Source organism: Arthrobacter sp. ISL-69 (assembly GCF_018613775.1).
Classification (GTDB): Bacteria; Actinomycetota; Actinomycetes; order Actinomycetales; family Micrococcaceae; genus Arthrobacter.
Genome location: NZ_JAGGPO010000005.1, coordinates 217,313 through 239,602, shown reverse-complemented (window position 1 = coordinate 239,602; position 22,290 = coordinate 217,313). Strand labels below are relative to the sequence as shown.

Annotated in this window: 22 protein-coding genes, 1 pseudogene and 1 riboswitch; of the genes and pseudogenes, 12 read left to right on the top strand and 11 right to left on the bottom strand. The window is 67.5% G+C overall.

What is annotated here, in order from left to right:
* Positions 1 to 18: 18 nt before the first annotated feature.
* From J7I79_RS24870 to J7I79_RS02080, 6 genes and pseudogenes are all read right to left on the bottom strand, one after another.
* Positions 19 to 1,520, bottom strand: a pseudogene (locus J7I79_RS24870) (EAL domain-containing protein).
* Between the two features lie 877 nt (positions 1,521 to 2,397).
* Positions 2,398 to 3,027, bottom strand: a complete 630-nt coding sequence (locus J7I79_RS02100; protein WP_396020154.1) for a nucleoside/nucleotide kinase family protein — start codon at positions 3,025 to 3,027, stop codon at positions 2,398 to 2,400.
* A gap of 64 nt (positions 3,028 to 3,091) precedes the next feature.
* Complete coding sequence (locus J7I79_RS02095; protein ID WP_214949609.1) at positions 3,092 to 3,478, bottom strand: multidrug efflux SMR transporter; 387 nt, start codon at positions 3,476 to 3,478, stop codon at positions 3,092 to 3,094.
* Positions 3,478 to 3,801, bottom strand: coding sequence for a multidrug efflux SMR transporter (locus tag J7I79_RS02090; RefSeq protein WP_214949607.1), 324 nt, complete (start codon positions 3,799 to 3,801; stop codon positions 3,478 to 3,480). Before J7I79_RS02090 ends, J7I79_RS02095 begins: the two co-directional genes overlap by 1 nt.
* Positions 3,802 to 3,810: 9 nt before the next feature.
* A riboswitch (guanidine-III (ykkC-III) riboswitch) is annotated at positions 3,811 to 3,876 on the bottom strand.
* 50 nt (positions 3,877 to 3,926) lie between these two features.
* Entirely contained in the window at positions 3,927 to 4,418 is a 492-nt protein-coding gene (locus tag J7I79_RS02085) for a hypothetical protein (RefSeq protein WP_251042264.1), read from the bottom strand.
* A 216-nt stretch (positions 4,419 to 4,634) separates the two neighbouring features.
* The gene (locus tag J7I79_RS02080; protein ID WP_214949604.1) at positions 4,635 to 5,735 is read right to left on the bottom strand and encodes a LacI family DNA-binding transcriptional regulator; all 1,101 of its coding nucleotides are present in this window, start codon (positions 5,733 to 5,735) and stop codon (positions 4,635 to 4,637) included.
* 208 nt (positions 5,736 to 5,943) lie between these two features.
* Between J7I79_RS02080 and J7I79_RS02075 the strand changes: the two genes are divergently transcribed.
* Complete coding sequence (locus J7I79_RS02075) at positions 5,944 to 7,911, top strand: glycogen debranching N-terminal domain-containing protein (RefSeq protein ID WP_214949602.1); 1,968 nt, start codon at positions 5,944 to 5,946, stop codon at positions 7,909 to 7,911.
* A 24-nt stretch (positions 7,912 to 7,935) separates the two neighbouring features.
* Here the strand turns inward: J7I79_RS02075 and J7I79_RS02070 are convergent, their stop codons facing one another.
* Entirely contained in the window at positions 7,936 to 8,601 is a 666-nt protein-coding gene (locus J7I79_RS02070) for a HutD family protein (protein WP_214949595.1), read from the bottom strand.
* Positions 8,602 to 8,741: 140 nt separating this feature from the next.
* Here J7I79_RS02070 and J7I79_RS02065 point away from each other — a divergent pair, with 140 nt between their 5' ends.
* The 3 genes from J7I79_RS02065 (at position 8,742) to J7I79_RS02055 (ending at position 11,169) form a co-directional block, all read left to right on the top strand.
* Complete coding sequence (locus J7I79_RS02065) at positions 8,742 to 9,338, top strand: phosphoribosylanthranilate isomerase (protein ID WP_214949593.1); 597 nt, start codon at positions 8,742 to 8,744, stop codon at positions 9,336 to 9,338.
* 96 nt (positions 9,339 to 9,434) lie between these two features.
* A complete protein-coding gene (locus J7I79_RS02060; protein ID WP_214950037.1) occupies positions 9,435 to 10,499 on the top strand; it encodes an LLM class flavin-dependent oxidoreductase in 1,065 nt (354 codons plus the stop codon).
* 124 nt (positions 10,500 to 10,623) lie between these two features.
* The gene (locus tag J7I79_RS02055) at positions 10,624 to 11,169 is read left to right on the top strand and encodes a YceI family protein (protein WP_214949591.1); all 546 of its coding nucleotides are present in this window, start codon (positions 10,624 to 10,626) and stop codon (positions 11,167 to 11,169) included.
* A 36-nt stretch (positions 11,170 to 11,205) separates the two neighbouring features.
* Here J7I79_RS02055 and J7I79_RS02050 read toward each other — a convergent pair whose 3' ends face one another.
* A complete protein-coding gene (locus J7I79_RS02050; protein ID WP_214949589.1) occupies positions 11,206 to 12,222 on the bottom strand; it encodes a magnesium and cobalt transport protein CorA in 1,017 nt (338 codons plus the stop codon).
* Positions 12,223 to 12,446: 224 nt separating this feature from the next.
* On the opposite strand from J7I79_RS02050, the gene J7I79_RS02045 reads away from it, so the two are divergent.
* From J7I79_RS02045 to J7I79_RS02035, 3 genes are all read left to right on the top strand, one after another.
* Positions 12,447 to 12,848, top strand: a complete 402-nt coding sequence (locus tag J7I79_RS02045) for a YccF domain-containing protein (protein WP_214949587.1) — start codon at positions 12,447 to 12,449, stop codon at positions 12,846 to 12,848.
* Positions 12,849 to 12,930: 82 nt separating this feature from the next.
* Entirely contained in the window at positions 12,931 to 13,281 is a 351-nt protein-coding gene (locus J7I79_RS02040; protein ID WP_214949585.1) for a helix-turn-helix transcriptional regulator, read from the top strand.
* Positions 13,274 to 13,777: an SRPBCC domain-containing protein gene (locus J7I79_RS02035; RefSeq protein ID WP_214949578.1), complete on the top strand. Its 504-nt coding sequence runs from the start codon at positions 13,274 to 13,276 to the stop codon at positions 13,775 to 13,777. The genes J7I79_RS02040 and J7I79_RS02035 overlap by 8 nt, the downstream gene beginning before the upstream one ends.
* 111 nt (positions 13,778 to 13,888) lie before the next feature.
* Here J7I79_RS02035 and J7I79_RS02030 read toward each other — a convergent pair whose 3' ends face one another.
* A complete protein-coding gene (locus J7I79_RS02030; protein ID WP_311380496.1) occupies positions 13,889 to 14,560 on the bottom strand; it encodes a 2-phosphosulfolactate phosphatase in 672 nt (223 codons plus the stop codon).
* Positions 14,557 to 15,444 (bottom strand): DUF4031 domain-containing protein, encoded by an 888-nt coding sequence (locus J7I79_RS02025; protein WP_214949576.1) that lies wholly within the window; start codon positions 15,442 to 15,444, stop codon positions 14,557 to 14,559. Before J7I79_RS02025 ends, J7I79_RS02030 begins: the two co-directional genes overlap by 4 nt.
* A 97-nt stretch (positions 15,445 to 15,541) precedes the next feature.
* Between J7I79_RS02025 and J7I79_RS02020 the strand changes: the two genes are divergently transcribed.
* Entirely contained in the window at positions 15,542 to 17,359 is a 1,818-nt protein-coding gene (locus tag J7I79_RS02020) for an HNH endonuclease signature motif containing protein (RefSeq protein WP_251042262.1), read from the top strand.
* 188 nt (positions 17,360 to 17,547) lie between these two features.
* On the opposite strand, the gene J7I79_RS02010 is transcribed toward J7I79_RS02020, so the two are convergent.
* Complete coding sequence (locus tag J7I79_RS02010; protein ID WP_214949569.1) at positions 17,548 to 18,882, bottom strand: FAD-binding oxidoreductase; 1,335 nt, start codon at positions 18,880 to 18,882, stop codon at positions 17,548 to 17,550.
* Between the two features lie 192 nt (positions 18,883 to 19,074).
* Between J7I79_RS02010 and J7I79_RS02005 the strand changes: the two genes are divergently transcribed.
* The 4 genes from J7I79_RS02005 to J7I79_RS01990 are packed head-to-tail and all read left to right on the top strand — an operon-like array spanning position 19,075 to position 22,232.
* Entirely contained in the window at positions 19,075 to 19,485 is a 411-nt protein-coding gene (locus J7I79_RS02005) for a molybdopterin-binding protein (protein WP_214949567.1), read from the top strand.
* Positions 19,482 to 20,300, top strand: coding sequence for a molybdate ABC transporter substrate-binding protein (modA, locus tag J7I79_RS02000; protein ID WP_214949565.1), 819 nt, complete (start codon positions 19,482 to 19,484; stop codon positions 20,298 to 20,300). The genes J7I79_RS02005 and modA overlap by 4 nt, the downstream gene beginning before the upstream one ends.
* Before the next feature lie 7 nt (positions 20,301 to 20,307).
* On the top strand, positions 20,308 to 21,177 hold the full coding sequence (locus tag J7I79_RS01995; RefSeq protein ID WP_251042261.1) for an ABC transporter permease: 870 nt from the start codon (positions 20,308 to 20,310) through the stop codon (positions 21,175 to 21,177).
* Positions 21,174 to 22,232: a sulfate/molybdate ABC transporter ATP-binding protein gene (locus tag J7I79_RS01990; protein WP_214949563.1), complete on the top strand. Its 1,059-nt coding sequence runs from the start codon at positions 21,174 to 21,176 to the stop codon at positions 22,230 to 22,232. Before J7I79_RS01995 ends, J7I79_RS01990 begins: the two co-directional genes overlap by 4 nt.
* Positions 22,233 to 22,290: the final 58 nt, after the last annotated feature.

Here is a 22,290-nt window from a genome sequence, read left to right as displayed (position 1 = left end):
CGGGATGGTCGGTATTCCTCAGGAATCGATGGCTTCCTCTAGCGCTGCCGGGCCGGTCTGAAGGCGGGCTCCTGTTGCCAGCAGTGCCTCGATCGCCTCGGCGGAACCCGGGTGGGCCAGGAGGTAGCCTTGCCCCATCTGGCAGTCCAGGGCGCGGAGGAGCTCCAGCTGCCCGGGTTCCTCCACGCCTTCGGCGATCACTTCGAGGGACAGCATGCGGGCCAGCCCCAGGATGCCTTCGAGCATCGCCGCCGATTGCGCCGCGGATGCCTGCCGCCCAAGGAACGAACGGTCAATCTTGAGGATGTCTGCCGGCAGTACGGCCAGCGAGCTCAACGAGGAATATCCCGTGCCGAAATCGTCGATGGCAACGCGGACGCCGGTATCCTTCAGGGTTTTAAGCGCTGCGATGCCGCCGTCAGTGCTGCCCGCCAGGGCTGTTTCGGTGACTTCAAGCACCACTTTGTCCGCCTGCGCCGCGGGTCGGAAAGGATGCGCTTGATGGCAGCCAGGTTCCGGGGATTGGGGAGCTGGATGGTTGAGAGGTTGACGGCAATCCAAAGGTTTTCGCACTGTGGCAAGGCCTTCCGCCAGCCGGCCGCCTGGCGGCTTGCGGTGTCCAGCATCCAGCAGCCGACGGCGTCGATGTCTCCGGTCTCCTCGGCGAGCGGAATGAATTCGGACGGGGCCAGCTGTCCCAGGGTGGGGTGCTGCCAGCGCACCAGCGCCTCCACGCCGAGGATTTCTCCGCTGTTCAAGTCCGCAATCGGCTGGTATTCGAGGCGGAGCTGGCCGCCGGTCACCGCCGTGGCGAGGTCCCGTTTGAGGGCGGCACGATACGTCATATGGTCGTAGCCCTCGGCATCAAACAGCTGGTAGCGGGCTTTGCCGCCATGTTTGGCGAGGTACATCGCGAAATCCGCCTGGCGCAGCAGTTCGGCCGCATCGCTGGTGCCTGGCCGCCGCTGGGCCGCGCCCATGCTGGCCGTGACGGCCCGACGGTCCTCGCCAAGGAAGAACGGTGCACGCAGTGCCTCATGGATCCGTTCCGCGATCCCCGCGGTAATGGAACCGGCGTCGTCGTCCATCACAACTATCGCGAATTCGTCCCCGCCGACGCGGGCAACGAGGTCGTGGGTGCGCACGCAGCCCTGGAGGCGCGTGGCCAGCTGGACGAGCAGGTCATCGCCCCGTTCATGTCCCAGCGAGTCATTGACATCCTTGAAGTCGTCGATGTCGATGAACAGAAGTCCCTCGCTCCGGTTCCGGCGGGTGCTCCCGCTGCCAAAGGATTCCGTGAGGCGTTCCATCAGCGCCGCACGGTTGGCCAGCCCTGTCAGGGGGTCATGGGTGGCGCGATGCGTCAGGTTCACGTGACTGTTGTGGACGGCGGCGGCCATGCCGTTGAAGGCCTCCGCCAACTCGCCGAGTTCGTCGCGGCGGAACACTTCGATGCGGTGGTCGTAGTTGCCGCCCCGCAGCTTTCGGACACCCTTGTGCAGGCTTTCCACCGGCCTCATGAGGTCCTTGACCATCCTGCGGCGGAAGTACACCGTGGCTCCCACCGCCACCACGAACAGGACGCTGCGCCCGATGATCAGGAGCCGTTCGAGCTCGGCACTGTGTGCGAGTCCCGTGTCCATTTCCAACAGGGAGTAGTGCCTGATCTCCGCCAGCTGTTTGCGGATTTCCGCGCTGGCCGCGGCGAAGGCCGGGGACTCGGCCACATGATTGCCTTGGAGCGACTGCACCTGGCTGCCCCACAGGCCGTGTGCAGTCAAGGCTTCCTGCCAGGACTGGCGGGCGGTGGCAATTGTTTCCCGCATGCCCGTCTCGCCCGGCAGGAGGGTGGCGGTTTCCTGGAACAGCCGGGAGACCTCCTCCTGCTGGCTGACGAAGGCCGGGCGGTCGCCCGGTGCACTGGAGAGCAGCTGGTGACCCAGCTGCTCGTGGGCGTCGAGGGCTGACCGCAGCACCTCCACTTTGTCCAGCTCGAGATGGAGCTGGGCGGACGTCGCCTGCACCTGGTCCATCAGGCCGCGCACACCCACGATCGTTACCGCGGCCCCGACCAGCAGTGCCGCGAGCATCAGCAGGAAGGCCCTGGACCATTCGCGCTGCAGGCTCCACGTGCGCTCGGGCCCCTCCACGCCGGTATCCGCCGGTGTGGAGGCCGGCCCCGAGGCCTTGCCCGGCGCGTTCCCATCCATGTGCTGTTGTCCTCTGCGTCCAGGAGCCACGGGGGACCCAGCCACCGGCTGAGACCCGTTGATGGTCCGGTGATCCTAGGAGCAGGCTAACAGGGCTGCGGGATCCGGGCGGTGTGTCACTGAAAAAAGACTTCAGGAAAACTCCGTTACAGGCTGCGGGGAACGCGCACTGAACGAACCGGAAACGCTAGGACCAGGGAATGACGCGGTCGGCGGCAGGGCGGGTGGACTCGATAAACCGTGCGTTGGCCTCATCCGAGCCGCCGGCCCACTCCTCCGCCGCGGACCGGTCCATGCCAAAGTGCACGTGCCTGTCCACCAGCCGCTCGAGGCGAAGGTCCGGGGGAGTGTCCATGAACCAGACCTCGTCCAGCTGCGCCCGGACCTGCCGCCACGCGGGGTGGTCCGCCAGGAGGTAGTTCCCTTCGGTGATCACCAGGGGCACGGAGGCCGGGACCGCGATGGAGGCAGCCACCGGCTCGTCGATCTGCCGGCGGAAATCCGGGGCATAGACCACGGGCTCATCCCGCCGCGCCAGCCGCCGCAATAGCGACAGGTAACCGCCGACGTCGAACGTGTCGATTGCCCCTTTGCGCTGCCGCAGCGGCGTGCCGTCGATGATCGCATTGCCAAGGTGGAAGCCGTCCATGGGCACCACTACGGCCGTACCGGCATCAAAGAGGGAGTGCAGGCCGGACGCGAAGGTCGATTTACCGGACCCGGGCGAACCTGTGATGCCGAGAAGCATCCGCTTCCCGGACGCGACGCGGGCACGCAGGTCCGCCACGGCCGCCCTTATCTCGGGATGCCGGAGCATGGCGTCGTCCAGCCGTGGGGCAGTGCCCGGGTCCACTGAAGATGTCACCATGGCACCAGCCTAGTCAGTGCTGCTGTTTAGTCCGGCGTGCCGGTGAGTGCTGTTTGGCTCCGCGGTCCTGCGGCAGTAGTTTCAGCCCCGCCGCGCAGCCAACAATCCCGGCGATGAACAGCAACTTGAGCGGACTGGCAGGCTCGACGCCGGTGGCCATGGCCCAGCCGACGGTCAGGGCAGCGCCGACGCCTACCCACACGGCGTAGGCGGTCCCGAGCGGGATCGACTTCACTGCGATCCCCAGTCCCACCATGCTCAGTGTGGCCGTGACGGCAAAGACTATGGTGGGGAGCGCGTGGGAGAAACCGTCGGAGAGCCCCAGGGCGGTGGCCCAGACGGCCTCGAGTACGGCGGAACCGAGCAGGATCAGCCAGGCGGACGTATTCTTGCTAAGCATTACGCCACCACCTTCAGGCCCACCACGCACGCAGCGATCCCGGCGAGCAGCAGCAGCCGCGCCGCCGTCGCCCGTTCCACCTTGGTGATGATCGCGTAAGCGGAGGTCAGCACCATACCCACACCCACCCACACGGCGTAGGCGGTGCCGGTGGGAATGGACTGCATCGCGATGGCGAGGCCGCCGGTGCTCGCGATGACGGACACCAGGAAGACGACCATGGGAAGCACGCGCCGGCGGCCTGTGGCCAGGGAGGTGCGGTGCAGCGCTGCGGCCCACACGGCCTCGAGCGCCCCGGACAGAATGAGGATTAACCACGACATGACGGATCCTTTGGCCAGTCTTGTCGCGTGCCGGGTACTGAACCGTCGTCCGGAGGTTCCGGAGGGGAACCTTGATCCCAGCGTAGCAACGCCCGACGCCGGGTGGCCACCATTGGTGGCTAAGGTCACCGGCTGTCTGGGGGCCGGTGCGGGATCGAGGAGGCGAGGGCAAGCACTGCGATGAACGACGCCCCCAGTACCGCAACCCAGGCGCCGCGCGGTTCGGTGATGGCGAGCACGGGGCCGGCGATCCCGGGCCCGGCCAGGGCGAGTGCCGCGGCGAGGGCTGCGCTGACGAGGCCGCAGGCGAGCCTGGCCCAAAGCGGCCCGCGGCGGGACAGAGCGTAGCCCCCGCCGATCGCCATGAGGGCAACGGCGATTGCGCCTCCGCCGAGGCCTTGCGTGAGCAGTGCTGCAACCGCGCCGGGCATGAGCAGCGGCACGATGGCGAAGGTGAGCGGCGCGAGGGCGAGCCAGCGCCACCCCCGCCGGCCGCCTGCACGTCGGAGTGCTTCGGCCCACCCCAGGAGTCCGCCGACGGTGGCTCCAGGCAGGAGGATCGCGCCGAACGTCCCCCACCAGCCGAATGTGGATGCCGGGCCGGCGAGTTCGACCATATAGCCACGGAATCCAGCGGCCCAGGCAATCCCGCACGTTATGCCAGCCAGCACGAGAGCCGCAGTCCGATGGAGGGCGGGACTGGCATTGGGCGAGGCTTGTGCGGACTCTTTCTCGGGCATGATCGGCTCCACGGATTCACCTGGTAGCTGGGGACATTAGGGCACCGCCGGAGAAAGATCAAGGCCCGGCGGGTTCCTGTCCCAGCCGGCGCCTTACCCGGAACCCGGTGCCGCCAGCGGCAGCGGAATCCGTTCCACCACCCGCGGCGCGAGGAGGAGCTGCCGTGCCGGCGGGACGATCGCCGCCGCGTTCCTGGTCGCCGCCGCGGGGGTGGCCGCCAGTTCGTGCGTCAGCACGCGGATGATGTGGCGCGCCGCCTCCTCCACCGGCTGGGCGACGCTGGAGAGTCCCAGTGCAGCGGCCACGGGAGTGTCGTCGAAGCCCACAATCGCGGCTCGGCCGTCCGGCCCGGCGGGCTGGCCGGGCACGAAAGCGCCGGGCCGTGCCTCACGGAGCTTCTCCATGGCTCCCAGGGCCAGCGAGTCGCTGGAGCACACCACGGCCGTGGCGCCCCTCGATGCCAGCAGGGCCGCTCCGGTTGCGCCGCCGGCAACGGTGTCTTCCGCCTCGGCGCCGAGGACGGGAACATCCCGGCCGTATCCGGCAGCCGTCATGGCGCGCTTCCAGCCTTGGCGGCGATCGGCGCCCACCGGGTTGCCCGTATGCCAGCCCAGGAAGCCGATCCTGGCGTGGCCCTGGGCCAGCAGCATATTCACGGCAGCTTCCGTTCCGGCGGCGCCGTCCACGTCCACCCAGGCGTGTTCCGCCGCCGCGGAGTGTCCGTCGGCATCCCAAGGGCGGCCGAAAACGGCGAAGGGCGTGCCGCGTTCCTGCAGCCAGCGCGACCGTGTGTCGTCAGGGGTGCTGGAGGTCAGGATGAAGCCGTCCAGCCCGGCGACGTCCAGGAGCTGTTCGTACTGGCGGACTTCGTCCTCGTCCGAATCTGCGCAAAACAACGTGAGCCTGTACCCGGCTGACTGGGCCGCTTCGGTGAGCGCGTGCAGGAAGCGGTCCAGGACGGCGCCGTTGATGCCGTCTGTGGCGGGATAGAGCCGTATGCCGAAGTTCATGGAGCGCTGCGTGCGCAGCTGGCGGGCGGCCGCACTGGGCCGGTAGCCGGCGGCCGCGATGGCGGCCAGGACGCGCTCCCGGGTGACGGGTTTGACCTTGTGCGGCGCATTCAGCACGTTGGAGATGGTCTGCCGCGACACGGCAAGTTCGCTGGCCAGGCTGGCGAGGGTGGGCCGGGGCAAGCGGACTCCTTGGGATTCGGATTGGGCGGGCAGCGTCGAGGCATCCCGTGAAGGCCTCAGCACGCTGGCCTTTCCCTCACACAGTAACGTGTGAGACGATCTAATCGCACAAAATTTGATCGATCAAATTTGTGGGCCAAGGTGCCCGCAGGTAATGCGGACGGCCGTCTTTGCCCGCCCATCCAACATCACCAGGAGTTGTTTATCCTTGGCCTCTGAACAGCCATACCTGCACAATCTCTCCGGCGTCTTCAGTGCCCCGATCCAGGCGTGGTCCGACGCGCACGGGCAGATCCGGCATGCCGGGGCGCAGGGGATCTACTGCGGCGATGACCGGGTTATCAACACCGCAGTCCTCACCGTGGACGGGCGGGAGCCGGAATGGGTGTCAACCCAGCTGCGTTCCTCCACGGAATCCGACTACATCTACTTTGTGCGCGCTGACGCCGAGGTGGCCGACCCCCTGCTCTCCTTGGTGCGCACCCGCACGGCCGCGTCCAGCCGTCTCCGCGCGGGCGACACCACCGCGACGCTCACCGGCTGCTCCGGCACGGTGGCGGAGACGCTGCGCCTCGAATCGGCCATGCTGCAGCCGGTGACCTTGAACGTCCGGCTGACCCTCGGCGCTGACAACACCACCATGGAGCAGGTCAAGCAGGGCGGGCGCGGCCACACCGCGGTGGAACCGCAGGCGCCCACGTGGTCCTGGCGAGACACCGACACCACGCTGATCCTGACCGCGGAGAACGGAACCGTCAGCATGCGTGGCAGCAAGGTGACCATCGACTGGGCCGTGGAAGTGAAGCCGGGAGTGCCCGTCCAGCTGGGCTGGGCCGTGGACCTGACCGATGCGGATTCACCGATGCTCGCAGCGGACGGGGAGCCCATTGTTGCTCCGGCGTCGGACGATCCCAGGCTGGACCGGCTCATGGAGCGGTCCGTCAGCGATCTCAACAGCCTGCGCCTGGCGCACTATTCGCATCCGCATGACACGTTCCTGGCAGCCGGGGCGCCGTGGTTCTTCACCATGTTCGGCCGCGATTCGATCATTGCGGCCCGCATGCTGCTGCCCATCAACACCGCCATTGCGGGCGGAACACTCCGTGCCCTCGCGGGCCGGCAGGGCACCGAGACTGACCACACCACGGCCGTCCAGCCCGGGAAGATCCTGCACGAGGTCCGGCGGACCGTCCTGACCATGGCCGAGAGTGGCCAGGCCCTGCGCCTGCCGCCCGTGTACTACGGCACCGTTGACGCAACGCCGCTGTGGATCTGCCTCCTGCACGATGCCTGGAAGGCCGGCATGCCGGATGCCGAAGTGGAAGAGCTCCTGCCCAACCTCCTGGACGCCCTCGAATGGCTCCGCGACCACGGCGACCTGGATGGTGACGGCTTCCTGGAATACCTGGACGAGTCAGGGACCGGCCTGGTGAACCAGGGCTGGAAGGACTCCGGCGACGCCATCCGCTGGCACGACGGCTCGCTCGCGAAGGGGCCCATCGCGCTGGCCGAGGTCCAGGCCTATGCCTACGAGGCCGCCATGGTGGGCGCGGAAATCCTTGAGGCCTTCGGGCGTCCGGGAGCCGCAGAATGGCGCGACTATGCAGCCGGCATGGCCGAACGCTTCCGCGCGCAGTTCTGGTGCGAGGACGAGCTCGGTCCGTACCCTGCGCTCGCCCTGGACGCTGACAAGCGCCCGGTGGACGGCGTGACCTCCAATATGGGGCACCTGCTCGGCACCGGGATACTGAACGAGGAGGAGCAGCTCACCGTGGTGCGCCGCGTCATGGATACCACCATGTTCTCCGGCTACGGAGTGCGGACGCTGTCCACCACGAACGGCGGCTACTGGCCCACGCGCTACCACGCAGGCGCGGTCTGGAGCCACGACACGGCCCTGATCATCAGCGGCATGCTGGCCGACGGCTTCCCGGATGAAGCGGCGCAGCTCGCGGCCGGGCTGCTGGAGGTGGCCGAGGCCAACGACTGGCGGCTGCCCGAACTCTTCGGGGGCCACGGCTCTGACGCCATGCGCACACCCGTGCCGTTCCCCGCGAGCTGCCGTCCGCAGGCCTGGGCTTCGGCCAGCTCTGTAGTGATCGCTGCGGCACTTACCCCCGTGGGGCCGGCGCAGGAAAAGCTCCTGCAGTCCTCCGGCACCAGCGCCGGACGGTAACGCGGCTGCCGGACGGTAGCGCGGCTAGCCGGCAACCCGGTCGATCGACACGACGGCCAAGAAACCCCGGCCCAGGATCTCTGGTGTCCGGGAGTCGGAGCCGACGACGGCGTCGTAGCGGGCCAGCGTCTCCGGCTCTGCGGAGACTGGGGTTGCCTCGGGCGCGTCGCCTTCGCCGGAACCGGCGGCTCCGGCTCCGGCTCCGGACTCGGCAGCGGCTGCGTCACCGGCGGTACCCGGGCTGACCGTGGCCTGGCCCTGCAGCAGGATGCCCAGCTGGCCTCCGAAGACCGGGTGGGCGCGCTTCTTGGAGAGTTCGATGATGGACGTGTACCCCTTGAACGCACCGTTCCGGGTGATGACGTTGAGGTCGCGGATGTCGCCTGTGGGCAGTGCGCTGGCTGTGTCGGCCTCGCCGGAGAACCGGAACGGCCGGTACTTCTCCAGCGGGTGTTCGGCGCCGTCCACGGTCAGGAGCAGGAGTTCGCCCTCGATCACGGTCAGGACGCGGTCCATGCCGGGAAAGGCGGAGAACGCGCCGGCCTTGGACACCTCGGCGATGCTGACGCGCCAGTCCCAGGCGCCGTCCTGGGCGGAAGCCGCCTTCGGATGGCTGGCGAGTTCGCGGGTTACCCCGCCGCTGTTGCGCCACGGTTCGGCTCTGAGTTCGGCATAGCGGATGATCTCCATGCGCCCAGCCTATCGGCCGGACGGCAGGCCACGCCCACATGAACACGACCACCGGGAAGCTTCGCCGTGCGTAACCTCGGCGCGGGCCGGGCGGGCTTGCTAACGTCAGGTGGAGGAGAAATTCGCAGGAGGAGCCAGGGATGTTCGTCAAGGTGTGTGGCCTGAGTACGCCGGAGTCAGTCCTGGAAGCGGCAGGAGCCGGTGCGGACGCCGTCGGATTCGTCCTGACCAAAAGCCCCCGGGAGGTCACTCCTGCCCGGGCCCGGGAGCTCTTGGTCCACGTTCCGGCCGGCACGCCGGCAGTGGGCGTGTTCCGCCACGAGCCGGTGGCAGACGCCGTCGCCGTCGCCCGCGAGGCGGGCCTGGAGTGGATCCAGCTCCATGGCGACCGGACCCCGGAGGACGTCAAAGCAGCGCACGACGCCGGCATGAAAGTCATCAGGGCAGTCACCATGGGTGCCTCCCCGGAGGCGTTTGGCAGCTGGGGCGAGGACCTGCTGCTGATTGACGCCGCCGTGCCCGGTTCCGGCGAGGCCTGGGACTACGGTTCGGTGCAGGCCAAGGGGCTGGGCGGGCGGAACTGGCTGCTGGCTGGCGGCCTTGACCCCGTCAACGTCGCAATGGCCGCGAAGGAAGCCGGTGCCTGGGGAGTGGATGTCTCCTCCGGCGTCGAAAGTTCTCGCGGAGTGAAGGACCTGGCGAAGATCAGGGACTTCGTCCTGGCAGCGAAGGCCTAGCGCAGCGAAGGCCTGGCGCAGCACTGCCGTCCGCGGACGGCCGGGATGCCCAGCACCGGCCGGAATGAAGAGTGCCGGATTCTTGTTGCCGCAGTCATGAAGCGCATCGGATTTCTTTCCTTCGGCCACTGGGGCAACGTTGAGGGGTCCCGGACGCAGACCGCCCGGGAGGCCTTGCTGCAGGGCATCGAGCTGGCCGTGGCCGCCGAGGAGCTGGGGATCGACGGCGCCTTCTTCCGCGTGCATCACTTCGCCCGGCAGCAGGCCTCGCCGTTCCCTTTGCTGGCCGCGATCGCCGCCCGGACCAGCAGGATCGAAATGGGCACGGGCGTGATCGACATGCGGTACGAGAACCCCCTGTACATGGCGGAGGAAGCATCCGCCACGGACCTGATCAGCGGCGGCAGGCTGCAGCTTGGAATCAGCCGCGGTTCACCGGAACCTGCCAGGGACGGCGCCGCCGTGTTCGGCCATGTCCCGGCCGAGGGCGAAACCCCTGCGGATATGGCCCGCCGGCATGCCGCAGTGTTCCGGCACGCCATCACCGGCGCCGGCGTGGCCGAGGGCGATCCTCGCTTCGGCGGAGGCACGGGCAAATTGCCGGTCCAGCCTAACTCGCCGGATCTTGCCCGCCGGGTCTGGTGGGGCGCCGGCTCCCGCGCCACCGCAGTGTGGACAGCTGAACAGGGGATGAACCTGATGAGCTCCACCCTCCTGACTGAAGACACCGGTGTGCCGTTCGACGAGCTCCAGGCGGAGCAGATCAGCATGTTCCGCAGCGCTTGGGCCGAGGCAGGCCATCAGCACACGCCCCGGGTATCGGTCAGCCGCAGCGTGCTGCCGATCGTGGACGACGAGGACCGCCGGTACTTCGGGCTCAGCGCCCTGCGGGAAAGGCATGACCAGGTGGGCGTCATCGACGGACTCGTGGCGAGATTCGGGAAGAGCTACGTGGGTGAGCCGGAAGCGATCGCCGAGGAGCTGGCGGCAGACGCCGCGGTACAGGCCGCCGACACACTCCTGCTCACGGTCCCCAACCAGCTCGGCGTGGACTTCAACGCCAAGCTCCTGGGCAACATTGCCCGCCACATAGCGCCCGCCATCGGCTGGCAGCCCAAGTGGTCCGCGGCCGCCGCGCACGGCGCGAAGACCGGGGCTTAGCGGGCTAGCCTGCCGTTTCACAGGAGGCTAGCCGTGGCTATGCGTGTTCGCTAGCATTCAGCTGGGGGAGCACCCCGAAGAACCGGCGGTCCAATCCCGCCAACCCAGTCGAAGGAGACCCATTGTGACTCTTCCCCAAGGCATTACCCCCGGCATCTGGACCCTCGACATGTCCCACAGTGAAATCGGGTTCTCGGTCCGCCATGCCGGCATCAGCAAAGTCCGCGGCCGGTTCACCGACGCCTCGGCGGACGCGCACGTGGGCCAGTCCCTTTCGGCCTCCAGCCTGCACGCCACGGTGAAAACGGCAAGCTTCGACTCCGGCGACGCGAACCGCGATGCCCATGTGCGCGGGGCGGACTTCTTCGACGTCGAAAACTACCCGGAGATGACGTTCCGGGCCACGGGCATCGAAGGTGACGGCGAGGACTACACCGTCACCGGCGACCTCACCATCCGCGGCGTTACCAAGCCCGTGGAACTCGAAGTGGAGTTCAGCGGCGTGGCTGTTGATCCGTTTGGCGCCACCCGGGCAGGATTTAGCGCCGAGGCCGAAATCAGCCGCAAGGACTTCGGACTGACGTGGAACGCGGCCCTCGAAGCCGGCGGGCTGCTGGTCAGCGACAAGGTCAAGATCAACGTGGAGGCAGCCCTGGTCAAAAAGGACTAGGGTCCGCGAGGAGGTGGCCTGCGGCGGGGACCGCGGTCAGATCCATCTGTTGTGCTTGAACGCCGCGTACAGGACCACGCCCATGCCCGCCATCAGGCCAAGGGCCATGGGGTATCCGAAGATCCAGTCGAGCTCGGGCATGGTGCGGAAGTTCATTCCGTAGATGGTGCCCACCAGGGTGGGGGCGAAGAGGATGGCGGCCCAGGAGGAGATGCGTTTGACCTGCTCGCTCTGCGCGAAGCTGGATTCCGTCAGGCGCCGCATCTCATCATTCTGGCGCTGGGCCACCAGCGCGGCGTTGACCGTGAGTGCGTTCTGCAGGAGGGCCCTGAAGGAAGTGGTCCGTTCACCCAGCCGGAGGACGTGGTCCAGGACGTCGCGCAGGTGGTCCTGCAGTTCCGTGCCGGGGCGGTGCTCCGGTGTTCCGGTGAGCAGGGCCTGCAGGATTCCCGCCAGCGGGCTGGTCCCGCGCTGGAACATGATGACCTGACGGGAGAGCTCATAGATCCGGCGCGACACGTCCGGGTCTCCGCCGAAGAGGTCATCCTCGATTTCGTCGATGTCGTTTTCCAGGCCGGCCACCACCGGCTCATACTCATCCACCACCTGGTCCAGGATGGCGTACAGCACGGCGTCCGGCCCCAGCGCCAGGAATTCCGGCTGGGATTCCATCCTCCGGCGGACGCGGGCCAGGTCCGGTGACTCGGCGTGGCGGACGGTGACTACAAAATCCGGGCCCACGAAAACGTGGATTTCACCGAACTCAACCTTTTCGACGTCGTCGAGATAGCGCGCCGGGCGCAGCACCAGGAAAAGGGTCTCGCCGTAGTGCTCTAGTTTCGCGCGCTGGTGCCCGGTCAGGGCGTCTTCCACGGCCAGGTGGCTGAGGTCGAACTCATCCGCCACGGATCGCAGTTCCTTGGAGTCGGGCCGGTACAGCCCGATCCAGGCCATTCCCTGACGCTGCCGCAACAGGAAGTAGGTCTCCTCCAGCCCTTCCGGGTCGGTGGTCCGGCGGCCATTCACATAGACGGCGTTATCAACGATGGTCACGGCTGCGTCTCCTTCTCCGAAGGCCATTGGGCCTGACGGTGGCCTTACCCGGCAAGCTGCCAACAGTATGCGCCACCGCTGCGGTGAAGCGACGCGATGCCGGCGTAAGGATTTCGTAAAGACCGGGGCCAGGCCGGGCGGTCGGGTACAGCGGCCCGATTTCAGGGGCGTTTTCAGGGCAATCCCCGAGGCCGGATCGGGCGGGCGCGGGGGAGAATGGCGGTATGAAGACATTGCTCAACATCATTTGGCTGGTATTCGGCGGACTCTGGCTGGCGCTCGGGTATTTCTTGGCGGGGATCATCTGCTGCCTGCTCATCGTGACCATTCCGTGGGGAATCGCGTCCTTCCGGATTGCCTCCTACACGCTCTGGCCTTTCGGCCGCATGGTGGTGGACAAGCCCGGCGGCAACGGCGTGTTTTCCCTGCTGGGAAACGTGATCTGGCTGCTGGTCGCAGGAATCTGGATCGCGATCGGCCATGTGGTGACCGCTTTCGCCATGGCCATCACCATCATTGGCATCCCGCTGGCCATCGCCAACCTGAAGCTCATCCCGGTCTCGCTGATGCCCCTCGGCAAGCAGATTGTGCCGACGGACCGGCCGTTCGTCACCAGTTACCGCTAAGAACAATGCTGAGGGTCTTGACGCCGCGGGCGCACAGGAGCATATTTAACTTAGTAGTTAATTAACGAATAGGTTATATGCGATGGCGGCCGATCAGCTCAGCATGATCTTCGCGGCGCTGGCAGATCCCACACGGCGGGCAATCCTGGCGCGCCTTGCCAGCGGCGATGCCACGGTCAATGAGCTGGCGGAGCCTTTCGACATCAGCCTCCCGGCCATTTCCAGGCACCTCAAAGTGCTGGAAGCCGCCGGGCTGATTTCCCGCAGCCGCTCCGCACAATGGCGGTCCAGCCGACTCGAAGCCGGCCCCCTCCAGGAGGCCACCCAGTGGATGGAAACGTACCGCCGCTTCTGGGACTCCAGCTTCGACCGCCTGGACACGCACCTCAAGAGAATCCAATCCCAGGAAACCGAGGATGCCCCAAATGGTTGACAAAGCAGGACCAACGGAAGTTTCAGCGCAGCTGTTGACGCCAGACGACTCGATGCTGGTCATCACCCGCGACTTCGCCGCCCCCATCGGAGTCGTGTGGTCCGCCCTCACGGACCCGGACCAGGCTCCGGCATGGTGGGGTCCGCGCGGCTTCCACACGCCGCGGGAGACCATCGAAGCCGACTTCGAAGTGGGCGGCATGTACCGTGCCTGCATGGTCAGGGAAGAGACAGGCGAGAAGCTCTGGTGGAGCGGGGTCAACACCGAAATCGATCCCCCGCACCGGCTCGTGTTCACCCATGCCTGGGACAACGCGGACGGCACCCGGGGCTTCGAAACGGAAGTGACCTTTGAACTCGAGGAAACCGGCCGGGCCACGACCCGGATGACGTTCACCCAGGGACCCTTCGACACTACGGAGAACCGCGACGGGCATGGCGGGGGCTGGGGCGAGTCGTTCGACCGCTTGGCAGAGCACCTCGGCAGCGCGGCCTGAGCCGCTCCCTTTTGGCTGCCCTAAGCGCCGTTACGCCCGGCGGAACGCGCCGCCGTCGAGAAGCGCGACGGCGGCGCTCCGGTTGAGTTCCGCCGCGATCGCCACGTCCTCCTAGTAGCCGCCGAAAACCAGTTCCCGTCCGCTGGAGCACTCCAGCAGCGTGTCAGTGAGCCTCGGCCCGGCAGCGGCGAATGCGTCCATGGCCCACCGGGCTTCAGGGGAGAAACCTGCCCTGCGGTGCTCAGGCAGCGACGCCAGGAAGGCGCCGGCACCCAACTGGTCCTCGAGCGCCGGGCGGAGTCCGCCGTCGGGCCATGTTTCGCCGGCCGCGATGACGGCGATCACTGCCGCCGGCGGAAGGTTCCGGGCGGCCCAGTCTGCCAGGGCGCGGGCGTTACGGAGGCACACCGCGGCCACCCGCGGCACCATTCCCGTCAGCGAGTGGGCAAGTGCCGAGCCGTTCGGCGACGGCAGCACCACGCGGTCCAAGGTCGGCGCGTCCCGCAGGCTCGCGGGCGACAGACTCACGCCGTTGCCGCCGCGACGGCCGGCCAGCACTGCCTCCTGCTGCGCGGCAAAATCAGCCGCAGTGCTGTCGTTCCAGCGGTAAGGAAACACCTTGGCTCCGCGGTCCACGGCGACGCTCACGCACGTGGTGAAACACAGAACGTCCACCACAACGGCCAGTTCGGCCCCGGGAGCCACGGCAAGGGCGCCGTCGTGCCCCCAGTCGAAACGGACGGTGAACGGCAGTTGCCGGTGTGCGGCGGGAACCTCGCTCACGCCAGCTTGACTTCGGGGTTGAGCTCGCCGTTGAGGTTGCGTCGGGCGGAAACCAGCCAGAGTTCCCGGCCGCGGGCCGTGTTGAACAGCGGGTCCAGTTCCAGCAGGTGACGGACGACGGCGGCGCGTCCGGCCGCGAAGTCGGTGTCGCCGATGTGCGCAAAGTCTTCCCGGACGGCGCTGAGGTAGCGGCCGTAGGCCTTTGGTTCGCCGCCGAGTACGGAAAGGTCCGCGTCGCAGAGGAGGGCGCCGTCGTCGTCCCCGGCATCCGGCCGGTGGTCGGCAGTCAGCCGGACCAGCCGCCCGACCTCGTACGCCTCGTCCTCGGACAGGCCCGCATGCAGGAGCCGGTCCTGGGCGAGCCTGGCTGATTCCTCCTCGTCCTGGCCGGCGATGCCGCGGTACACGGCGTCGTGGAACCACGCGGCAAGGACAACAGTGCGCGGCGGATCAGTAGGTTCGGTGAGCAGGTCCAGAGCCTCGAGGACGGACAGCAGGTGGGTGCGGCCGTGGTACTTGCGGTGCTCCTCGCCCCAGCGGTCCAGGAGGTCCAGGAAAAGGGCGTCGTGACCCGGCAGCACGGCGTTCCAGCGGTTCAGCAGCGGCACCTTGAGGGCCTTGCCGCGCTCGCGGGCCGGGATGCGGAGGCCGCTGGCGATCAGCTTACGGACCAGGACCCGGGCCTCCACGGGAATGGCACCGGCCGCTACGAGCGCGTCATACCGGGCTTCGGAGACGTCGTAGTGGTCGCCGTCGAACGCCCTGTCCGGAATGCCGGCGGCGTCCGCGAAGCTGTGCAACTCCTCGAGGGACGTGTCCGAGATGAGGTGCGAAAAGTGAGTTCCGTGGGCTGGCCAGAGCGGCGGATCGAGGTAGACGGCCATGAGGGAAGTCTAGTGCCGCGGGCGCCCGTGGGCTGGCGCGGAGTTCTTCCGCTGAACAGCAGGTCTTTTTGTCACACCCCTTTGGCAGAGTTATCCCATGGAAGCCATTGAAGAACTCGCCTCGAACCAGGCCCCGCGCCTAGGGCAGATTTCCAATGCTTCTTTCGAGCCAGTGCCGCTGAGCCGGACACTGCGTGCCGTTCCTCCGGCTGGCCGCTTCGGCGATGATTCAAGCAGTCAGCCGGAGTCCGACGGCGGCGGTTCCGGTGATCTGGCGCGGTGCCCTGAGCTGCTCAAAAGCATCGGTTCGACGGCGGTCGACGACGCGGCGCTGCTGAGCTTCCGTGAGGCTGCTGACTTCGCCGACAATGTCGAGGAAGTCTCCCGGGCCGTCGATTATCTGCAGATCGTTGCGGCCGGGGCCGTGGAGCGTACCCGTCGGGAAGCCGCAGTGGCTGCGCGCTCGGCGGCAGTCGGCTCAGGCTCGGGCTCGGGCGCGGCCATCGGATGGGGCGCAGATACTGCTGTAGCCTCCCAAGCTCCACGTCCAGCCGAATCTGAGCTGGCTGATGACGGGTACAGGAACGCCACCGAGTTCCTCCGCGCCCGGCTCCGGATCAGTGCGGCCGAAGCCCGGCGCCGGATCAGTCTCGCCGCCGCGGTCCTGCCCCGGGCAGGGTTTGCGGGCCACACGGACCCTGCGGAGCGGCCCGAGCTCGCCGCCGCCGTCGCTGCCGGGACCGTCGCGTCCCGGCCCGCGAGCATCATCACGGCGGCCCTGGACCGGGTCCGGCACCACGCCACCGGGGACACCACGGCCCGGATGGAACACGCCCTGACCCGCACCGCGACCGAACACGACACCGACTTCCTCACCCGGGTCGCCCGCCGCTGGACCGATGCGATCGACCAGGACGGTTCGGAGCCTTCCGAGGAAGAACTCCGCCGCCGCCAGGGCGTCTTCCTCCGCCCGGCCCGCCGCGGACTCCACCACCTGGAAATCTTCGCCACCCCGGACCAGTACGAACCCCTCCTGACCGTCATGAACACCGCCACCAACCCCCGCACCAGAGCCGGTACCACCGAGGGTAGTGACGCCGGCAGCGACGCCGGCAACGACGCAGACAGTGCAGCGGATAGCGGCGACGGGACCGGCGGCGGACCTGATGCCGACCTGGACCGGCGGACCCGGCCGCAACGGCTCCTCGACGGCCTGGTCGGTGCCTGCAAAGCAGCCCTGACTACCGGAACCCTCCCGGCGGCGGGAGGACTCCGCCCTCAGGTCATGGTCACCATCGACTACCGCGACCTCCTGGACCGCCTCGAACACACCACCGCCAAAGGCCCTCGCTACCGGTCCCGGACCACGGCCACCAACCCTGGATACGACGGCCCGGACAACGACAGCAACGACTATGGCAACGCTGGCCATCCCGGCCACACCGGCCCCGTAGGTGCCGGACTTTCCAGCAGCGGATCCCCTGCCGGCATCCCCGGCACGGGCTCGTTCACGTTCACCGGCCCGGTCGCGGCTTCCGTGGTCCGGAAAATTGCCTGCGACGCGGACATCATCCCCGTCCTGCTCGGCAGCCAGGGACGCGTCCTGGACATCGGCCGCACCACCAGGATCTTCCCGCCCCACATCCGCAAAGCCATCACCGCCCGCGACCAGGGCTGCGCGTTCCCCGGCTGCACCATCCCCGCCCCCTGGTGCGAAGCCCATCACATCAGTTACTGGTCACACGGCGGCAACACCAGCACAGACAACGGCACCCTGCTGTGCTCCCATCACCACCACCTCATCCACAAAGAGCAATGGACCATCCAGGTCAAAACCGGCATGCCGTGGTTCATCCCGCCACCCCACATCGACCCACGCCAAAGGCCACAGCAGAACAACTACTTCAAGACCTGAACTACCGGCAGACGTCGGGCGCCGCCATGCACCGACCAACAGGGGAACCCAGGTCCGGTCGGGTCTGTCGGGTCGAGCCGGAAGCGCGGAATGGAACCGGCCAGGTGCTCTAACGGCCAAGGTCAGCCAGCTGCCGCAGTCCGACGCGGCGTAAGCACCAGGCCTCGTCTGCGGTTGGTCTCTACGCCCTAGGCCGGGGCGGGCGGGATGTTCTGGTTGCCCCGGAACACGTTGTCCGGATCGAACTCCCGCTTCACCTGGGACAGCCGGACGAAGTTCTCGTTCCCGAAGGCCGCCTGGACACGGGCCTGCCCTTCGTCACCCACGAAGTTCAGCCAAACTCCGCCGGTGGCATACGGCGCGATGTCATGGCGGAACCTCTTGACCCAGGCCTTGGCTTCCTGCCCGCGTTCGGGAGTCTCCTCGATGCCGAAGGGGTGGCTGACCCAGTTGGCGTTGCGGTTCTGCAGGGGAGTCAGTGCGGCAGCGGGTCCGCTCACGGCCCCGCCCCAACGGGCTATCAGCTGTTGGGAATGCGGACCCGGCAAGCTGTGGGCTGAATCGATGAAGATATCCAGTGCGTCGTCGGAGAGCTCATGATGGTAGTCGGCGCTCCAGTAGTTGTAGAGGTTGGGCGGGTCATCGAGCATGCATTGGAAATCGGCGTAGTTCATATCGCTCACCAGGTCGACGGAGGGACCCAGCTCACGGAAGGGCTTGGCGTGGTCCGCGCCTGCGGCCGCATCCCCTGCGTAGGCATAGGCCACTCCCACCGCCATCTCTCCCAGCATGTCTTCCGGCACGAACGGTTCCGGCGGGGCTGTCAGGAACATCAAGGCTGAGCCGACGGCGTCAGGCGCCGCGAGTGCCAGATCCCGGTAGCCGCGGCTGATCTCGGGTGCAGCATCGCCCGGCCAGAGCATCAGTCCGGCATGGACCGTTGGACCTAGTTCGTGGAGCGCAAATTTGAAGGACGTGGCCACTCCGAAGTTTCCGCCACCGCCGTGCAGAGCCCAGAACAGTTCGGGGTTCTCTTGAGCGCTGGCCGTCACCAGTTCGCCGGCTGCCGTGACGAGGTCAACCGAGACAAGGTGATCGCAGGCGAAGCCGTATGCCCTTTCCAACCAGCCCGAGCCGCCGCCCAGGGTGAAGCCGGCCAACCCTGTGGTGGAGACGCGGCCACCGGTCATGGCCAGGCCGTACTGCTGTGTGGCACGGTCGAACTCCCCGCAGGTCACACCGGCGCCAATGGTTACAGTGCGGCTTTCCGGATCCACCTCAATGGACTTCATCGGGCGCACATCCACCACCAGGCCGCCGTCGTTCATGGACATCCCGGCGACTGAATGCCCGCCTGCGCGGACAGCTACGGCAAGTTCGTTGTCCCGTGCATGCTTCAGGGCCTCGGCCACTTCGCCGGCAGTGCCGCATGGTGCAATGACGGCAGGGCGCCGGTCGATCATCGCGTTGAAAAGTTTCCGGGATGCGTCATAGTCCGGACTGTCAGGCCTGATCCATTGCATTGCAACGCTCCTTCGCGCTGGCGGCTCCGCCCCCACGAAAAATCGTACTGCGGCAGCACTCGGCCGGGCTACGGCTCGTTCTTACGGGAGTCTTTCGCTTGGGCTTGCCCCATTTCCCAAATGCGTCGACTGCTCCGAATTTGCGGATTAATCAGCCTTTCCTATCCGCAAATGAGAAATTATGCTTGTGTGATGTCGACAATAAGGATCGCGGAAGCTGCCAGGTTCCTGGGCGTCAGCGACGATACCGTCCGCCGCTGGACCGAGAACGGAAGCCTCACTCCGGTGAAGGACGAATCCGGCCGCCTGGCCGTGGACGGGTTCGAGCTGGCCACCCTCGCCCGCGAACAGGCACAGCTCCCGGAGGATCCAACCCGGGTGGGCAGTTCGGCCCGCAACCGGTTCGTCGGCCTGGTCACGGGCATTACCGCGGACAAGGTCATGGCCCAGGTCGAACTGCAGTGCGGGCCGTTCCGGGTCGTGTCGCTGATGAGCAGCGAAGCCGTCCGGGAACTGGGCCTTGAGCTCGGCTCGGTGGCCACCGCCGTCGTCAAGGCCACCACCGTGATCATTGAAACGCCCCAAGGAAAGAGCATCGTGTGAACATCCGGAACCTGCGCCTCACCGCACTGCTGGCACTTGGCGCCGTCGCCACCGGCCTGGCCGGTTGTGCCCCCGCATCCCAGTCGCCTTCAGCTGCCGCGTCCTCGAACGGGACTGCCCAGCAAGAGACCGGGCAGCTGTCCGGGACCGTCACCGTCTTCGCGGCGGCGTCGCTCAAGGCCACGTTCACTAAACTGGCCGGCGAGTTCGAAGCGAAGAACCCCGGCACCAAGGTGACGCTCAGCTTCGCCGGTTCCTCGGACCTGGTCACACAGATCACCCAGGGTGCGCCCGCTGACGTGTTTGCCTCGGCCGACACCAAGAACATGGCCAAGCTTTCCGACGCCAAACTCATCGACGGTACGGCGACGGACTTCGCCACGAACGTCCTGGAGATCGCCGTCCCGCCGTCCAACCCGGCGTCGATCGACTCCTTCGCCGACCTCGCCAGGCCGGGCGTCAAGGTGGTTGTCTGTGCCAGCCAGGTCCCGTGCGGGGCCGCGACGGACACTGTGGAAAAGGCCTCCGGCGTCACGATTTCCCCGGTCAGCGAGGAATCATCCGTTACGGATGTCCTGGGCAAGGTGACCTCCGGTGAGGCCGACGCCGGTCTGGTGTACGTCACCGATGTGAAGGGCGCCGGCGGCAAGGTGAAGGGAATCCCGTTCGCCGGGGCCGGCAAGGCCGTCAACACCTATCCCATCGCCACAGTAGGCTCAAGCAGGAACAAGGGACTTGCCGCGGCCTTCATCGCCATGGTGACCGGTGCCGAAGGCAGGAAGATCCTCGCCGACGCCGGCTTCGGCGCACCGTAAGGAGACCATGGGACGGGCCAGAGCAAGCGGGTACGACGGGATTCCGCGCTGGATCTACGGGATCGCCGCTGCGGGCGGACTGTTCGTCCTGCTGCCGCTGGCAGCGATGGCGGCGAGGGTCAACTGGCCGCAGTTCATCCCGCTCGTGACGTCCGACTCCTCCCTGACGGCTCTCGGGCTCAGCCTGCGGACCTCTGCGGCGAGCACCGCCCTGTGCATCGTCTTCGGAGTGCCGCTGGCCTTGGTGCTGGCCCGTTCGACCTTCCCGGGCCAGCGCCTGCTGCGCGCCTTTGTGCTGTTACCGCTGGTGCTGCCGCCCGTGGTGGGCGGCATCGCCCTCCTGTACACCTTCGGCCGCCAGGGCCTACTGGGCCGGAGCCTGGAGGTCGCCGGGATCCAGATTGCGTTTTCGACGACGGCGGTGGTCCTCGCGCAGACGTTCGTGGCGCTGCCGTTCCTGGTGGTGAGCCTGGAAGGTGCGCTTCGGACCGCCGGTGGCCGGTACGAGGCCGTGGCCGCAACCCTCGGAGCCCGGCCGACCACTGTGCTGCGCCGCGTCACGGTGCCGCTGGTGCTGCCCGGCCTGGCGTCCGGGGCTGTGCTCTCCTTCGCGCGGAGCCTCGGCGAATTCGGTGCGACGCTCACCTTCGCAGGGAGCCTGCAGGGGGTGACCCGGACCTTGCCGCTGGAAATCTACCTGCAGAGGGAAACGGACGCCGATGCCGCCGTCGCGCTTTCGCTGGTGCTGGTGGCCGTCGCTGTGACAGTTGTGGGGCTGACGTACCGGCGACCGGGAACGCCGGGCCGGCGCAGTGCCCCGGCAGGCGCTGACCTGAGGCGCGCCGCCGCCGGCGGACGATCGGACGGCAACCGGTGAGCTTTCACGTGCAGGCAACGCTGGGCGCCCGCGGATTCGACGTCGGTCTGGGCCTTGCGCCGGGCGAAACCGTGGCGGTCCTTGGCCCTAACGGGGCAGGGAAATCCACCCTTCTCAATGTCATTGCCGGACTCCTGCGGCCCGATTCCGGCCGGGCCGAAATCGATGGAAAGGTGCTGTTCGACCTCGGCGGCGGCGCCAGCACCTGGACCGCACCGCACCACCGTGGAACGGCCCTCCTCGCGCAGGAGCCGTTGCTGTTCCCGCACCTCAGCGCCCTGGAAAATGTGGCCTTTGGACCCCTCAGTGCCGGGATTCCGCGGAAAACTGCCCGGGAGTCGGCCCGGAAGTGGCTGGCCGCGGTGGACGCCGGGGAACTCGAAGCACGGCGGCCGGCCGAACTCTCCGGCGGACAGGCCCAGCGCGTGGCGGTGGCCCGGGCGCTGGCGGCCAACCCCGAGGTGCTGCTGCTGGACGAGCCCATGGCAGCCCTGGACATCCATGCTGCGCCGCTGCTCCGCAGGCTCCTGAAGAAGGTCCTGGCCGGGCGCCGCGCCATCATCATCACCCACGACGTCCTGGACGCCCTGATGCTGGCAGACCGCGTGATTGTCCTGGAGGCCGGTAGGATCACCGAGGAGGGGCCTACCCGGGAGGTCCTGCAGCGTCCAAGGAGCCGGTTCGCGGCCGGGCTGGCCGGCCTCAACCTCATTCCGGGGACGCTCACCTCCACCGGGATCCGGACAACAGAGGGGCTGGAAGTGGCCGGGCACCAGGACGTGGAAGTATCCCCGGCCGGCGCCGGGCAGCCCGGCGTGGCCGCCTTCCCGCCGTCGGCCGTCTCCGTGTTCCTGACCGACGCGCACGGCAGTCCCCGGAACTCATTCGCCGTCACGGTTACGGACTTGGAGCAGCATGGGGACCAAATCCGGGTCCGGGCCGATGGGATGTCCGCCGACATCACTCCCGCAGCTTCGGCGGACTTGGGGCTCACCCCCGGAATGACGGTCTATTTCGTGATCAAGGCGGCTGCAGTCGCCGTCTATCCCGCCTAGCAAACGCCCCCAAACTGCGGTAAACGGCACCAAACGAGTGAGTAGTCTCATAAAACTT

Coding starts and splice junctions, on each gene's coding strand:
- J7I79_RS02040 (WP_214949585.1), top strand. CDS start 12,931: ATGGCGGCCGATCAGCTCAGCATGATCTTCGCGGCGCTGGCAGATCCC.
- J7I79_RS02010 (WP_214949569.1), bottom strand. CDS start 18,882: ATGCAATGGATCAGGCCTGACAGTCCGGACTATGACGCATCCCGGAAA.
- J7I79_RS02095 (WP_214949609.1), bottom strand. CDS start 3,478: ATGCTTAGCAAGAATACGTCCGCCTGGCTGATCCTGCTCGGTTCCGCC.
- J7I79_RS02100 (WP_396020154.1), bottom strand. CDS start 3,027: ATGCTCCGGCATCCCGAGATAAGGGCGGCCGTGGCGGACCTGCGTGCC.
- J7I79_RS02065 (WP_214949593.1), top strand. CDS start 8,742: ATGTTCGTCAAGGTGTGTGGCCTGAGTACGCCGGAGTCAGTCCTGGAA.
- J7I79_RS02090 (WP_214949607.1), bottom strand. CDS start 3,801: ATGTCGTGGTTAATCCTCATTCTGTCCGGGGCGCTCGAGGCCGTGTGG.
- J7I79_RS01995 (WP_251042261.1), top strand. CDS start 20,308: ATGGGACGGGCCAGAGCAAGCGGGTACGACGGGATTCCGCGCTGGATC.
- J7I79_RS02045 (WP_214949587.1), top strand. CDS start 12,447: ATGAAGACATTGCTCAACATCATTTGGCTGGTATTCGGCGGACTCTGG.
- J7I79_RS02060 (WP_214950037.1), top strand. CDS start 9,435: ATGAAGCGCATCGGATTTCTTTCCTTCGGCCACTGGGGCAACGTTGAG.
- J7I79_RS02005 (WP_214949567.1), top strand. CDS start 19,075: ATGTCGACAATAAGGATCGCGGAAGCTGCCAGGTTCCTGGGCGTCAGC.
- J7I79_RS02070 (WP_214949595.1), bottom strand. CDS start 8,601: ATGGAGATCATCCGCTATGCCGAACTCAGAGCCGAACCGTGGCGCAAC.
- J7I79_RS02025 (WP_214949576.1), bottom strand. CDS start 15,444: ATGGCCGTCTACCTCGATCCGCCGCTCTGGCCAGCCCACGGAACTCAC.
- J7I79_RS02085 (WP_251042264.1), bottom strand. CDS start 4,418: ATGGTCGAACTCGCCGGCCCGGCATCCACATTCGGCTGGTGGGGGACG.
- J7I79_RS02035 (WP_214949578.1), top strand. CDS start 13,274: ATGGTTGACAAAGCAGGACCAACGGAAGTTTCAGCGCAGCTGTTGACG.
- J7I79_RS02020 (WP_251042262.1), top strand. CDS start 15,542: ATGGAAGCCATTGAAGAACTCGCCTCGAACCAGGCCCCGCGCCTAGGG.